This window comes from Raineyella fluvialis (assembly GCF_009646095.1).
In the GTDB taxonomy this organism is placed as follows: domain Bacteria; phylum Actinomycetota; class Actinomycetes; order Propionibacteriales; family Propionibacteriaceae; genus Raineyella; species Raineyella fluvialis.
In genome coordinates this window covers 3,133,226-3,146,218 of the sequence record NZ_CP045725.1, presented here as the reverse complement: position 1 = coordinate 3,146,218, position 12,993 = coordinate 3,133,226, and the positions used below count along the sequence as shown (strand labels likewise).

Genomic DNA, 12,993 nt, shown 5'->3' with positions numbered 1-12,993 from the left:
TCTGCTGGAATGGCACCATGTCCGTCACCGACCTGCCCTTCTTCGCCCCGCCGTTCGTGGCCCTGGCGCACCGTGGAGGATCCACGTACGCCCCCAACGTCGGGCGGGAGAACAGCCTCCATGCGTTCGGACAGGCCGTGGCCCTCGGCTACACGCATGTCGAGACCGATGTCCACGTGACGCGGGACGGGGTCCTGCTGGCGTTCCACGACGACCGTCTCGACCGGGTGACTGACGGCACCGGGCTCATCGCCGACCTGGACCACGGTGCGGTGACGCACGCGCGGATCGGCGGCACCGACCCGATCCCGACCCTCGACGAGGTCCTCGAAGCCTTCCCCGAGACCTTCTTCAACATCGACCTCAAGACGGACGCCGCGGTCCGGCCCCTGCTCGAGGTGATCAACCGGCACCGGGCCCAGCGACGGGTCAACGTCGCCTCCTTCTCGAGCCGACGGCTGCGCGACTTCCGCCGCCTCGCCGGGGAGCAGCTCTCGACAGCGGTCAGTCCCGCGGGCATCGCCTGGACGCGCATCGTGCCGGTCCTCCCCCGGCTGGTGGCGGCGCCCGGCAACGTCCTGCAGCTCCCGCACTGGGCTTCCTTGCCGCTGGCGCTCGCCTCCGGAGGACCGCGCGCCATGGTCGGTGCCCTGGCCGGGGACGACGTCCGCGGTGACCAGTTCCGCGTGGTCACCCGCGCGCTGGTGGATACCGCGCATGCCGCGGGCAAGAAGGTGCACGTGTGGACCATCGATGACCCGGGTGAGATGGGTGAGCTCATCGACCTCGGCGTCGACGGACTGGTGAGTGATCGGATCGACGTCCTCAAGGACGTCCTGAGCGAGCGGGGGCTGTGGTATGGCCGGCAGTGACACCAGGATCGCGGCGGGCCACGGGCGCCGTTCCCTCCACGAACGCTTCGGGCGGCGGGCCAGGATCTGGTCCTGGGTGTCGTACGACTGGGGGTCGTCGGCGTTCCACTCGGTGATCGTCACCTTCGTCTTCTCGACCTATCTCACCGGGGCGGTCGCCGCCAAGGACGGCGCGCTCAGCGGAGCGACCGCCCTCAGCATCTCGACCGCGCTGGCCGGCGCGGTCATCGCCGTGACGGCGCCGATCATGGGCCAGCAGGCCGACGGGGGCGGCCGGCGCCGCAGCCTGGCGTTGTGGACCGCCGTCGTCATCGCCGCGACCGCCGCGATGTTCGCGATCCGACCGCAGCCGGCCTTCCTCGTCGCCGGCCTGGTCCTGCTCGGCATCGGCACGATCGCCGCCGAGTTCAGCAACGTCTCCTACTACGCCATGCTCAAGCAGGTCTCCGAGGACGACGACATGGGCCGGATCTCGGGGCTGGGTTGGGCCATGGGCTACACCGGCAGCATCTTCCTGCTGCTCCTCGCCTACTTCGGCATCATCGCCCGCGGCAACTGGCTCGGTGTGCCCTCCACCGACGGCCTGGGCGTACGGATCGTCTGCCTCGTCGTCGCCGCCTGGTACCTGGTCTTCGCGATCCCGGTCTTCCTGGCCGTCCCGGATCCGGACGCCGCCCCCCGATCGGCCCGCGCCGGTCTGGTCGGCGCGTACCGTCGACTCGCCCACGACGTCCGCGACCTGTGGCGCGGTGACCCGGATGCCGTCCGGTTCCTGATCGCCTCGGCGATCTACCGGGACGGCCTGGCGGCGGTGTTCACGTTCGGCGCTGTCCTCGCCGTCAGCGTCTACGGCATGCCGTCGAGCGCTGTGCTTCTCTTCGGCGTGGCGGCCAACATCGTGGCGGCGCTCGGGGCCGGTGCCGGCGGCCTCCTGGAGGATCGGCTGGGTGCGCGACCCGTGATCCTGGGATCGATCATCGGCCTGATCGCTGCCGCGACGGTCCTGCTGTTCGTGCACAGCCTCGCGATGTTCTGGGTCTTCGGTCTCGCCCTGTGCCTCTTCGTCGGTCCGGCGCAGTCGTCCTCACGATCCATGCTCGCGCGGATGGCGCCCCTGGAGCACCAGGGCCAGATGTTCGGTCTCTACACGACGTCCGGGCGCGCGGTGTCGTTCCTGTCGCCGGCGCTGTTCGGGCTGTTCGCCGGTCTCACCCACCAGGATCGGTGGGGCATCGTGGCGATCATCCTGATCCTGGTGGCCGGTGCCGTCCTCCTGCTGCAGGTGCCGGCCGCCAAGGGAAGGTCCGGCGCGGTCTTGGCCCGGACCGCTACGCTGGACGACGACCGGTAGGCCCGCGGCCCGGAACAACCGGGTCACCGTACGCGTTGACCTGTCGGGCCAGCAATCCTAGGAGGTAGCACATGGCTGATCGTTCTCTGCGCGGATCCGGCCTCGGATCCAAGAGTTTCGAGGACGAGGTGGGCGTCGACTTCGCCCCGCGCCAGGAAGTGGGCTTCGACTGCCCCCAGGGACACCACTTCGAGATGATCTTCGCCGAGGAGGCCGAGTTGCCGACCGTCTGGGAATGCCCCCGGTGCGGTCAGGAGGCCAGCCGATCGGACGGATCGGTAGGGGAGGTCAAGGAGACCAAGCCCGCGCGGACGCACTGGGACATGCTCCTCGAGCGACGTTCCCTCGCCGATCTGGAGGAGCTGCTCTCCGAGCGGCTCGAGGAGGTCCGCACCACGGGCGCGGTCAGCACCGACGAGTACATGCGCCGGACGACTCCCCCCTCGAAGAAGCAGCGCTGAGCGGTCGGCGCTGAGGCGCCGTCGCCGAGACCAGCGAGCCCCGGACCACCACCAGGTCCGGGGCTCGCTGTCTGTCTGCCGGGTCAATCGGTCCCGCCGCCGGCGGGAACCGGCGATCGGGTCACGAGGCGGGGGTCACGCCGGGCTTGCGGCCCCGCCCCGTCAGACGGGCCAGCTGGGCACGACGCCGCTTCAGGCCCCAAGCCGTGGTCCGGGCGAGCGACTCGACGAAGATGCTCTTGTCGAGCTTCGACTCCCCGTACTGGCGCTCCTCGAACGTGATCGGCACCTCAACCACGGAATGCCCGGCCTCGATGGTGTTGATCGTCATGTCGGTCTGGAAGAAGTAACCGGCCGCAGCGATGTTGTCGAGGCCGATGTCGCGCAGGGTCTGGGCCCGGAAGACGTTGAAGCCACCGGTGATGTCCTTCACCCGCACGCCGAGCGCGATCCGGGTGTAGAGGTTGCCGGCCCGGGAGAGGTACTCCCGCGACTTCGGCCAGTTCACCACTGTGCCGCCTGGCACCCAACGGGAGCCCTTGACCATGTCCGCCCGTTCGAGCGCCTCGAGCAGCCGCGGCAGCTCCTCCGGGCGGTGCGAACCGTCCGCGTCCATCTCCACCAGCACGTCGAAGCCCTGCTCCAGCCCCCAGCGGAAGGCGGCGACGTACGCCGCTGCCAGGCCCTCCTTGCCCTTGCGGTGCAGCACGTGCACCCGGGTGTCCCCTGCGGCCAGGCGATCGGCGATGTCGCCGGTGCCGTCCGGGGAGTTGTCGTCGACGACGACGACATCGGCGGCCGGGACGGCGGCGCGGAGCCGACCCACGATGGACTCGATGTTCTGAGCCTCGTTGTAGGTGGGGATGCAGACCAGGATCCGGCGCTCGGAGCCCTCACGGGTCTGCTGGGCAGTGCCGGTCTGGGTGGTGGGTTCAGTCATGTCGGGTGTCATTCCTCGTTGTGGTCGACTGCGGACTGGGCTCGCGACCGCAGGTCCGCGGCGCGCTTCTCGATCTGTTCACGGGCGTCCCGGGTCCACCGGAGCCAGGTTTCCTGGAGATCCCTCAATCCCGCCTTCGCATCGAGCGGCGGGCGGTCCGGGACCTCGGCGACCTGGCTGCCCCACGGCGTGGGAGGCTCGGGCAGAGGATTGGCCACCACGACCGTGGCGTTCGCCCGCGCGACGACGAGCGGATGCTCGAGCACGTACGAGGCGGTCGGGGCCAGCTTCGTGGTGGTCTCGTCGAGGCGCTGGGCCTCGCGGCAGATCACCCGGGCCTCCATGCCCAGCTCACGGCTGGTGCTGCCGACACCCACGACGAACGCCTCGACCTCGAGGACGTCACCCGCATAGATCGGGGCAAGGAAGTCGATCTCGTCGTACGCCACCACGGCGCCCTCATCGGAATCGGTGCGGATGCACACCTCGGTGGCCGCATCGGACAGCAGCGACATCGTGTACGAATGATCGACCTGGCTGCCCGAGTAGTGGGTGTGGTTGTGGCCGACGTACCGACGATGGGTGACGCTGAGGCCGATGCGGGGATCGCTCATGGGCTCCACGATACCGGTCGCCCGCCCCCCGATCGCCCCGGCTCTCCGTCAGCGACGCGGACCCCCGACTCCTCGTCCTCCGGTTCGCTGGCGGGTGGGACCGGTCGGCGGCAGGATGACCCCATGGCCACCCCGCATCTGCTCGCCGTCGACACGTCCTATCTCTTCTTCCGGGCCTTCCACGGGGTGCCCGCAACCCTTCGCAGTCCCACCGGGGAGCCGGTCAACGCCGTCCGCGGAACTCTCGACACCCTTGCCCGCCTGCTGGAGGAGCGCCATCCCACCCACCTGGCGTGTGCCTGGGACGCGGACTGGCGGCCGGCGTGGAGGGTCGAGCTGATGGCCTCCTACAAGGCCCACAGGGTCGCACCCGACGGTCGCACCGAACAGATCCCTGACGACCTTGTCCCGCAGATCGGGGTCATTCGCCAGGTCCTCGAGGCCCTCGGGCTGCCTGTCCTCGGCGCGACGGGAGCCGAGGCCGACGACGTGATGGGCACGCTCACCGTGCTCTTCCGGGGCACCGGGCCGGTGCTGCTGGCCAGTGGGGACCGGGACTTCACCCAACTGGTCGATGACGCTGCCGGCGTCGCGCTGCTCACCCCGGTGGGCCGGACGCCCGGGTGGCGTGAGATCCACGAGGCCGAGGTGCGCGAGGCGTACGGGGTCGATGCCGCTGCGTACGTGGACCTGGCAGCCTTGCGCGGCGACAGCTCCGACGGGATCCCTGGCGTGCCCGGCATCGGCGACCGTACCGCCGCCAGGCTTCTGGCCCGCTACGGCGACCTGACCGGGGTCAGGCGTGCCGCCGCCGACGGTGCGGTCGAGAAGGGCGGGCTGACCGCTCGTCAGGCCGAGGGGATCGAGGCGGCGGCCGGGTATCTCGACGTGGCGCCGCGGGTGATCCGGATCAAGCAGGACCTCGACCTGGGGCTCGGTCCCGATGACCTGCGCCTCCCCCGTGCCGTCGCCGACCCTGCCGGCTGGGAGCGCCTCGTGGCTGAGTACGGACTGGCCTCCCCCGCCAGCCGGCTCACCCAGGCCCTCGGCCTCTGACCCTGCGTCCCCCTCACACCTGGAAGGCACCATGACCCACCTCACGCCGGAGCCGACGGCCGTCACCCGGATCGCGACCCGCTACGCGAAGCCCTCGCATGAGCACGAGTACGAGGACCTCGTGCGGGAGATGTTCTCCCTGATGCGGGAGAAGCCCGGTTTCCTCGGCGCCGATCTCATCCCGCCGGAGGAGCCGGGCCAGGCTTACCACGTCGTTGTCCGGTATCGGGACGACACCGGTTTCGCTGCCTGGGACGACAGCCCGGAACGCCAGGGCATCCTCGAGCGGATGCACGCGGTGGCTGAGGGTGAGCCCACGCACCGGCGGCTCACCGGGCTCGAGGCCTGGTTCGAGCCGGCGGTCGTGCCTGCCACGATGACCCCGCCGCGGCATCGGATGGGATTCGTCACCTGGGTCGGCATCTGGCCCACTGCGACGCTGTTCATCTGGCTGCTCAGCACCCTGCCGGTCCTACCGGACGGGCGTCCCCTCCTGGCTCCGGTGCCGTTCCTGCTCCGTACGGCCATCATCACCGTGAGCATCACCGTCGCCATGACCTACCTGGTGATGCCGCGTCTGTTGACGCCGCTGTTCAAGGGGTGGCTCGCGGCGGGGGCGAGGAAGGCTGCGGAGAAGCATCCGACCGCCCGCCCCTCTGGGCGTCAGGGCGACGGGGGCCCGGGGCCGGGACGCTAGACGACCCGGCGCTTCGAGGCTCCTCCGGCGGGCCGGTGGGTCAGGAGCGCGGGGTGAGCACGTAGATCGCGTTCGCCGCCATCACGTTCGCCCACCGGGCCGGATAATGACGTTGGCGTCCGTCCGGGTTCGAGAGCCGCCGTTCCCACACGTCCAGGCCGACGACGTCGAACAGGTCCTCGAGGTCCGCCAGAGTGGACAGGTGGATGTTGGGCGTGTCGTACCAGGCATGCGGCAGTTCGCGTGACATCGGCATCCGGCCGCGCATCAGCACCCAACGATGCCGCCAGTAGCCGAAATTCGGCACCGACACGATGCACCGGGAGCCGATCCTGGCCATCTCGGTGAGCACGTCCCGAGGCTTGTACGTGGCCTGCAGCACCCGCGACAGGATGACCACGTCGTAGGACTTGTCGCCGAACTGGTCGAGCTCCCGGTCGATGTCGAGCTCGATCAGCGGGACACCCTTGCCGATCGCATCGACGACGGCGTCCGGGTCGATCTCCACACCGGTGCCGGTGCACCCGCGTCGGTCCATCAGGTGACGCATCAGGCTGCCGTGACCGCAGCCGAGGTCCAGTACCCGTGACCCGTTCGGGACGAAGCGGGTGACGACCGTCTGGTCGGGGCGCAAGGTCATCGCCGGGTCTCCTTCGCCGGTCGTTCCTCCGCCACCCTGCGGAGGAAGGCCGCCACCGTCCGGTGGTAGTCGTCGATGGTCAGCAGGAACGAATCATGCCCCCAGGGCGAGCGGATCTCGCGGAAGCTCACCGGCACCCGCTGGCGCTCGAGTTCCCGGACGATGGCGCGGGAGTGGCTGGTGTCGAAGCGCCAGTCGCTGTCGAAGGAGAGCACCAGGCACGGCGACCCGACCTCGGCGAGCGCCGCGGCGGCGTCGTCGTCCGCGAACGGGTCGAAGTAGTCCATCACCCGCGTGAGGTAGAGGTAGGACAACGCGTCGAAGCGGGAGAGGAAGACCCGACCCTGGTGGTCGAGGTAGCTCTCCACCGCGAAGTCGACCCCGAACCCGCGACGGGCATCCTCGCCGAACTGGAACCGGCGGCCGAACTTCTGGTTCATGCCGGCCTCGGACTGGTACGTGATGTGCGCCATCATCCGGGCGATCGACAACCCGGTGTCGGGGCTGGTCCCGACCTCGAGATACCTGCCACCCGCGAAGCCGGGATCACGCATGATCGACTCACGCGCGACAGCGGAGAAGGCGATGTTCTGCGCGTTGAGCCGGCTCGAGGCCGCGATGATGACCGCACTGCCCACCTGCTCGGGGAAGGACAGGGCCCACTGCAGCGCCTGCATACCGCCCATCGACCCCCCGACCACGGACAACAGTTGCTCCACCCCGAGATGGGCGAGCAGCGCCCGGTGGACGGTGACGAAGTCGGCGATCTGGAGCAGAGGGAAGTCGAGCCCGTACGGACGACCGGTGGCCGGGTCGGTGGAGGCAGGGCCAGTGGTGCCCTGGCACCCGCCGAGCAGGTTGTCCGCGATGACGAAGAAGCGGTCGGTGTCGATCGGCTTGCCAGGGCCGATCATCGTGTCCCACCAGCCCGGGCGGTGGTCGTCGTCCCGGTGCAGGCCGGCCGCGTGGGCGTCACCGGTCAACGCATGGCAGATGAAGATGGCGTTGTCCCGGGTGTCGTTGAGGGTGCCGTACGTCTCGTAGGCGACGTCGACCTCCGCCAGCACCGCACCACTCGCCAGGACGAGCGGGCGCTCACCTTCGAACAACCGGACCGTGCACTGCTCGACGATCCCCACCGAATCCTCGGCGGACTGGGGTCGCGACGTCATGCCGTGCATTGTGTCACTTTCCGGAACGACGGGGTGGACTCGTCCGCGTTCGGAGCCTGGGCCTGACCATCGGTTTCAGCCGGTCCCGGCGACTAGGATGAAGGATCCACGGTGGTCCTCCGGACGGCCGGGTCGACGGGAGGAGGCGGCCATGTTCGATCATCCGCTGCTGGGCTTCGGCGAGCGTTGCGCCCAGGCCGGCTTCGTGTCGATCGCGGACCGCGGGACCCTCTGGGCGGCGATCGGGGCGGAGGAGCGGACCTGCGACCCGGCAGAGGACCCGACCGAGGGGGTGCTGTCCATCGAGGGCATCGGGCCGGGGCGCTGGGACGGTTGGCACGGCAGGGTCGCCACGGTGACCGCGAGCCTGCCGGTCGAACCGGATCGGATCGAGGCCGAGCAGCATGAACTCGTCCGGGAGATGGCGACGATCTTCGGTGATCCCCATGTCCTGACCGGCCAGTGCGACCAGATCTACCGCTGGTCGCTCGACCGCTGGACCGTGGAGGTGAGCATCGACGCCGTCGAACGCAACCGCCTCGAACTCACCCTCGCGGATGCGGAACTCCTGCCCCGCTGACCTCCTCCTCCTGGGCGCACCGCCCGATGGCCGGCCGACGGTCAGGCCGTCACCCCCGCGAGGCCAGCCACAGCAGGGGATCCGTGGCGGAGTACGGCGTCGCCAGGCTGCTCCCCTTGGGATAGAACTCGAAATGGAGATGTGCCCCGGTCGTACGGCCGGTCAGCCCGACGAACCCGATGACGTCACCGGCGTGGACGGTCTGCCCCGGCGTGACCGTGGTGGCGAGCATGTGCGCGTACAGCGTGGACCCGTCCGAGTGGGCGATGATCACGTGCGTACCGGCCCAGGCCCCGGCGATCGGACTCAGCACCACGCCGTCGGCCGCTGCGCGGATCGGGGTGCCGATCGGCGCAACGAAGTCCTGGCCGGTGTGGTACGTCGCCCAGATACCGACCGCACCCCACCGGGAACCCAGGCTGTAGCTGCCGGGGGCGATCGGCGTCACTGCCTTCCCGATGGCCTTCGAGCCGGCGCCGTTCAGCGTCTTGCCGAACTTCGCCAGGGCAGTGAGCACCTCGGGGGCCAGGTGCCGTCGGCCGAGGGACGCACCAGCGTCCCGTCCGGGAGAGTGACAGACCCCGCACTGGTGGCGTTGCTGGCACTGCTGGCACTCTGCTTCGCGGCGGCGAGCGCGTCCTGCTGGGCCTTGAGCAGTGCGGCGGCGGCCTCGGCCTTCTTCTTCTCGTCGACCAGACGTGCCTGCTCCGAACGGATGTTCGTGGCCGCCCCGGCCTGGTCCACGGTGCGCTTGTCCTGCTCGAGTTCGGTGTTCGCCTGGGCCGCCTGCTCGGCACGGGTCTGCTGTCCCGCCTCGCGTTCCTTGGCCGAAAGCTGGACAAGGGCCTTGTCGAAGTCCGGCGCGGCCGGACCGTTCGAGGCCTTGGCCGCCACCGCGGCGCCGGTGTCGAGGTAGCCGCTGTCGGCGGACCCGCCACTCGGGATGGACCCCGCGCCGCTCGCAGCCGACGACGTGGAGGCCTTCGAGGGGGCGGTAGCACCGCCAGCGGAGCCGGACGATGATGCGGAGCCGGACGATGACGCCTGGCCCGAGGGGGAGGTGCCGCTCGCCGACGGGGCGGACGCGCTCCCCGCCCCGACGAGGGGCGTGCGGACGGGGTGGGGGTCATCGAGGTTTCCGCGGCGGCGGCCCTGGCGTCATCGCGTCTGGCGGAGGTGACGGTGCTCGCGGCCACGGCCACCAACCGATCCCCACGCGCCGGCGCGGCGGTCGTGGCGACGTCGGGTTCCGCACCGTGGGCGCCGATGGCCTGCTGCGTCAATCCCAGACCGGCCACGATCATGATGCCGATCACCGCGATGGACAGAGCCGTGAGCCCATGGCGGCAGATCTCGTCGGCGGACAGCCGAGTGGTCGGATGTGCACGAGCCATGCCGTTCCCCCTGAACACAGCGCGACCCCCCAGTCGCGTACGTCCTCAGCCTAGAACGCTGTGGGTCTCCAGGGCAGGTGCTTGTAGGGAACTGTGGACAGATCGTCGCCCCCCGCCGGACCTCACAGGTCGGCGGGGGGCTGGAACGGGAGCTTCGGACTCAGACCGCGCCGACGGCGGTCTGGCGTACGCCGGACCCGGTCTCCTGGGCGATGGTCCGGGCCAGGGTGCGTGGCTCGTCGCGGGAGAGCGTTTCCCGCAGGCGTACGTAGGAGACCTCCCAGTCCCGGACGGTGCGGCCGTAGTTCTTCAGGAAGGCAGGATCAGTGTGCGCCAGGCGCCACATGGTGCGGACATCGTCACGGTCGATGTCCGCGGGATCGGGCTCGATCCGATCGAGGACGGCGGCGATCCGGGACACCTCGCGGCAGGCCTCGCCGGTGAGCGTCACCGTGTGGCGTTCCGCCATCAGCCGCCCGCGGTTGGGCAATGACGCCAGCAGGACGGCGGCGGACACCAGCACGGCCAGCGCCACCGGCACGATCACCACGCCAGATTGGACCACCAGGGCCAGCAGGCCGCCGAGAACCAGGGCGGCGAGGAACCCGCGCAGGGCCCAGCGGGCGCCGACCTCGATCATCCCCGCCCGGTCATCGCGGAACAACGTCGCGTGGATGACGTCGCGCTTCCACGCGGCCAGACCCGGTTCGCAGACGGTGTACGAACGTTCGAGTCCGTCATCGGTCGTGACCCATCGGGACCATCCGAAACGGGTCGCCTCCACAGCGACGTCATGCCGCTCGACATCCTGCTGGGCGGAGTCGGTCGACCGTCCGACGGCCGCAGACCTGAGGGCGGTGTCCATCTACATCTCCTTGCACATGTCATACCGGGGAAGTTGCACGACATACCTCACTTTGGCACCGGCAGGGGCAAAGCCCGGGCGACACGCCGCGCGACACTAGTCGACCGTGAGGACGACCTTGCCCGAGCGGTGGCCAGTGGTGACGAGTGCGAAGGCGTCGGCGATCCGCTCCAACGGCAGGCTGTGGCCGATCAACGGTGCAAGGGTCCCGTTCTCCAGTCCTGCGCCGATGGCCGAGAGCGCCTGCCGAGACTGCTCGGGGGTGATGTGCCACAGGGCGAGCCCCAGGATGGCCGCCTCCGTGCGCATCACGAGTCGGGGCGTGATCTCCACCGGCGTACGCGCCCCCACGATCACGACGCGCCCGTTGCGAGCCAGCAGGCCGAGGTCGGACTCCAGGTTGGCGCTGGCCGCCATCTCGATGATGGCATCGATGCCCTCGGGGGCGGCTTCGCGCAGTGCCTCGACGTGAGTGTCGGCGCTGTGGTCCACCACTGCATGGGCTCCCTGGCGGGTGGCCAGGTCCAGACCCTCCGGGGTACCGGCGGTGGCGATGACGCGGGCGCCATGCGCGCGGGCGAACTGGACACAGGCCTGGCCCACGCCGCCGCTGGCACCGTGGACGAGCACCGTCTCCCCCGGCCGGACCTCGGCGCGCTGGAAGAGCGCCCGGTAGGCGGTCGCGTACGGAACGCCGAGCGCCGCCCCCTCCTCGTAGCCGACCCCGTCGGGGAGCCGGTGGACGATGCGGGCCTCGGCCACGTGGTGCTGGGCGAAGGCGCCGTCACTGGGGCCGAGGATGCCGGCGACGAAGGCCCGGTCGCCGACGGCCAGTCCCGTCACTCCCTCACCGACGGCGTCGATGTCGCCGGCCGAGTCGAAACCGGGGACCCAGGGCAGCGGATTGTGGAAGAACTCGTAGCCGCCGCGGACCATGTAGGTGTCGGCCGGATTGACCCCGGCCGCTCGGACCCGCACCCGGACCTGCCCGGGGCCCGGCTCGGGCACCTCGGTGTCGACGTAGCGCAACACACCGGCATCCCCGTGCTCGGTGATCTGGACAGCCTTCATGGACATCCCCTTCGTGGACACTGGGCCGGATCCGTGATCCGGCGGTGGATCCGACACTAGTCCGTCGATGGTCAGCCGTGGGGGTGTGCGGGCCGATGTGGTCGACTGGGGACATGAGGACCTCCATCGACCCGACCCCGCGCGCCCGGGCCGTCGGCTGGGTGGTCCTGGTGGCTGTCACGACAGGCCTGGTGATGATTGCCCGCGTCGTCCGGATCCCCTCGCCCGAGATCGTCGCGGCGATGGTGGCCGGGACGGCGATCGCGCTCTCCGGACGGGGACCACGTCGCGTCCCGACCCTCCTGGGCATCGGCTCACAAGCGGTGGTGGGCACCGCCCTGGGTCCATGGTGACCAGCGGCGAACTGCACGCGCTGGGGCAGGAATGGGCCGGAGTCCTGGCGGTCACCCTGCTCACCCTGCTGATCAGTTTCGGCTCGGGGTTCCTGCTCGCGCTTCATCCGGCGGTCGACCGGATCACCGGGGTGCTCTCGATGGCCGCGGGCGGGGCGAGCGGCCTGGTCGCCGTCGCCGCTGATCTCGGCGGTGACATCCGGATGGTCGGCACCCTTCAGTACACCCGCGTCCTGCTCATCACCGCCTCGACTCCCCCCGTGGCGGCGTACGTCTTCCATGCGCCGCCAGCCGGCGTCACGGCGGCTACCTCAGCGGCAGGCCGGGGGATCGCCGTCGGGCTGGTGTGCACCGTGGCGGGCGTGCTGGTGGCGCGCCTGTCCCGTGTGCCGGCCGGAGATCTGCTGGGCCCGATGATCGCAGCCGCAGCGGTGAGCATCTCGGGCGGACTGCCGGCCCCCGTGCTTCCCGGGATCGTGGTCGCCGTGGCGTACGTGATGATCGGTTGGTCGGCCACCCTGGGCTTCACCCGGGCAGCCCTCGGTGTCGTGGCCCGCGTCCTGCCCCTGTCGCTCGGGCTGGTGCTGCTGCTGATGGGTGTCAGCGCGGTGACCGGGGTCTGGCTGGCCCGGCTCGCCGGTTTGCCGGACCTCGACGGTTACCTCGCCACCACCCCGGGCGGCATGATGGCCGTCCTCGCCGTCGCCGCAGCTTCGGGCGGCAACGTCACCTTCATCACCGGCGTGCAGGCCGTACGCCTCTTCCTCATGCTGGCGCTGACACCACTGTTGACGGGCTGGCTGCGGCGGCGCGGCCGGCGGACACCGGAGACTTCCCCCGCCGGTCGGTGACAACGCCTGTCGGGACCGCACAACGGGACGGCGGCAGCCTTGTCCGTCCCCGTCAGGCAATCGGGTGGACGCTCCG

Annotated in this window: 16 protein-coding genes; 8 read left to right on the top strand and 8 right to left on the bottom strand. The window is 70.3% G+C overall.

Features of this window, described 5'->3' with window-relative positions:
- The first annotated feature begins 17 nt into the window (after positions 1-17).
- The 3 genes from Rai3103_RS14415 (at position 18) to Rai3103_RS14405 (ending at position 2,684) form a co-directional block, all read left to right on the top strand.
- The gene (locus Rai3103_RS14415) at positions 18-872 is read left to right on the top strand and encodes a glycerophosphodiester phosphodiesterase family protein (RefSeq protein ID WP_153573158.1); all 855 of its coding nucleotides are present in this window, start codon (positions 18-20) and stop codon (positions 870-872) included.
- A complete protein-coding gene (locus tag Rai3103_RS14410) occupies positions 859-2,223 on the top strand; it encodes an MFS transporter (protein ID WP_153573157.1) in 1,365 nt (454 codons plus the stop codon). The genes Rai3103_RS14415 and Rai3103_RS14410 overlap by 14 nt, the downstream gene beginning before the upstream one ends.
- A 71-nt stretch (positions 2,224-2,294) precedes the next feature.
- Positions 2,295-2,684 (top strand): RNA polymerase-binding protein RbpA, encoded by a 390-nt coding sequence (locus tag Rai3103_RS14405; RefSeq protein WP_153573156.1) that lies wholly within the window; start codon positions 2,295-2,297, stop codon positions 2,682-2,684.
- Positions 2,685-2,805: 121 nt separating this feature from the next.
- Here the strand turns inward: Rai3103_RS14405 and Rai3103_RS14400 are convergent, their stop codons facing one another.
- Positions 2,806-3,624, bottom strand: coding sequence for a polyprenol monophosphomannose synthase (locus tag Rai3103_RS14400; RefSeq protein WP_153573155.1), 819 nt, complete (start codon positions 3,622-3,624; stop codon positions 2,806-2,808).
- An 8-nt stretch (positions 3,625-3,632) separates the two neighbouring features.
- Positions 3,633-4,238: a hotdog fold domain-containing protein gene (locus Rai3103_RS14395; RefSeq protein WP_153573154.1), complete on the bottom strand. Its 606-nt coding sequence runs from the start codon at positions 4,236-4,238 to the stop codon at positions 3,633-3,635.
- Between the two features lie 123 nt (positions 4,239-4,361).
- Between Rai3103_RS14395 and Rai3103_RS14390 the strand changes: the two genes are divergently transcribed.
- Together Rai3103_RS14390 and Rai3103_RS14385 are read left to right on the top strand one after the other, a co-directional pair.
- Positions 4,362-5,294, top strand: coding sequence for a 5'-3' exonuclease (locus Rai3103_RS14390; protein ID WP_153573153.1), 933 nt, complete (start codon positions 4,362-4,364; stop codon positions 5,292-5,294).
- Positions 5,295-5,325: 31 nt separating this feature from the next.
- Positions 5,326-5,991 (top strand): antibiotic biosynthesis monooxygenase, encoded by a 666-nt coding sequence (locus Rai3103_RS14385; protein ID WP_153573152.1) that lies wholly within the window; start codon positions 5,326-5,328, stop codon positions 5,989-5,991.
- Positions 5,992-6,031: 40 nt separating this feature from the next.
- On the opposite strand, the gene metW is transcribed toward Rai3103_RS14385, so the two are convergent.
- Positions 6,032-6,631 carry a methionine biosynthesis protein MetW gene (gene metW / locus Rai3103_RS14380; protein WP_153573151.1) on the bottom strand — a complete coding sequence of 200 codons (600 nt, stop codon included), beginning with the start codon at positions 6,629-6,631 and terminating at the stop codon, positions 6,032-6,034.
- Positions 6,628-7,803, bottom strand: a complete 1,176-nt coding sequence (gene metX, locus Rai3103_RS14375) for a homoserine O-acetyltransferase MetX (RefSeq protein WP_153573150.1) — start codon at positions 7,801-7,803, stop codon at positions 6,628-6,630. Before metX ends, metW begins: the two co-directional genes overlap by 4 nt.
- A 151-nt stretch (positions 7,804-7,954) precedes the next feature.
- On the opposite strand from metX, the gene Rai3103_RS14370 reads away from it, so the two are divergent.
- On the top strand, positions 7,955-8,383 hold the full coding sequence (locus Rai3103_RS14370; protein WP_153573149.1) for a hypothetical protein: 429 nt from the start codon (positions 7,955-7,957) through the stop codon (positions 8,381-8,383).
- 49 nt (positions 8,384-8,432) lie between these two features.
- Here Rai3103_RS14370 and Rai3103_RS17065 read toward each other — a convergent pair whose 3' ends face one another.
- The 4 genes from Rai3103_RS17065 to Rai3103_RS14355 all read right to left on the bottom strand — a co-directional run bounded on the left by Rai3103_RS17065 (position 8,433) and on the right by Rai3103_RS14355 (position 11,713).
- Positions 8,433-8,900 carry a M23 family metallopeptidase gene (locus Rai3103_RS17065; RefSeq protein ID WP_194793161.1) on the bottom strand — a complete coding sequence of 156 codons (468 nt, stop codon included), beginning with the start codon at positions 8,898-8,900 and terminating at the stop codon, positions 8,433-8,435.
- Positions 8,864-9,277: a hypothetical protein gene (locus Rai3103_RS17060; protein WP_194793160.1), complete on the bottom strand. Its 414-nt coding sequence runs from the start codon at positions 9,275-9,277 to the stop codon at positions 8,864-8,866. Before Rai3103_RS17060 ends, Rai3103_RS17065 begins: the two co-directional genes overlap by 37 nt.
- Before the next feature lie 660 nt (positions 9,278-9,937).
- Entirely contained in the window at positions 9,938-10,642 is a 705-nt protein-coding gene (locus Rai3103_RS14360; protein WP_153573147.1) for a hypothetical protein, read from the bottom strand.
- 96 nt (positions 10,643-10,738) lie between these two features.
- Positions 10,739-11,713, bottom strand: coding sequence for an NADPH:quinone reductase (locus Rai3103_RS14355; protein WP_194793159.1), 975 nt, complete (start codon positions 11,711-11,713; stop codon positions 10,739-10,741).
- A gap of 113 nt (positions 11,714-11,826) precedes the next feature.
- Here Rai3103_RS14355 and Rai3103_RS17055 point away from each other — a divergent pair, with 113 nt between their 5' ends.
- Both Rai3103_RS17055 and Rai3103_RS14350 read left to right on the top strand, forming a co-directional pair.
- Positions 11,827-12,066, top strand: a complete 240-nt coding sequence (locus Rai3103_RS17055) for an AbrB family transcriptional regulator (protein ID WP_194793158.1) — start codon at positions 11,827-11,829, stop codon at positions 12,064-12,066.
- Entirely contained in the window at positions 12,060-12,917 is an 858-nt protein-coding gene (locus Rai3103_RS14350) for an AbrB family transcriptional regulator (protein WP_194793157.1), read from the top strand. The genes Rai3103_RS17055 and Rai3103_RS14350 overlap by 7 nt, the downstream gene beginning before the upstream one ends.
- Positions 12,918-12,993: the final 76 nt, after the last annotated feature.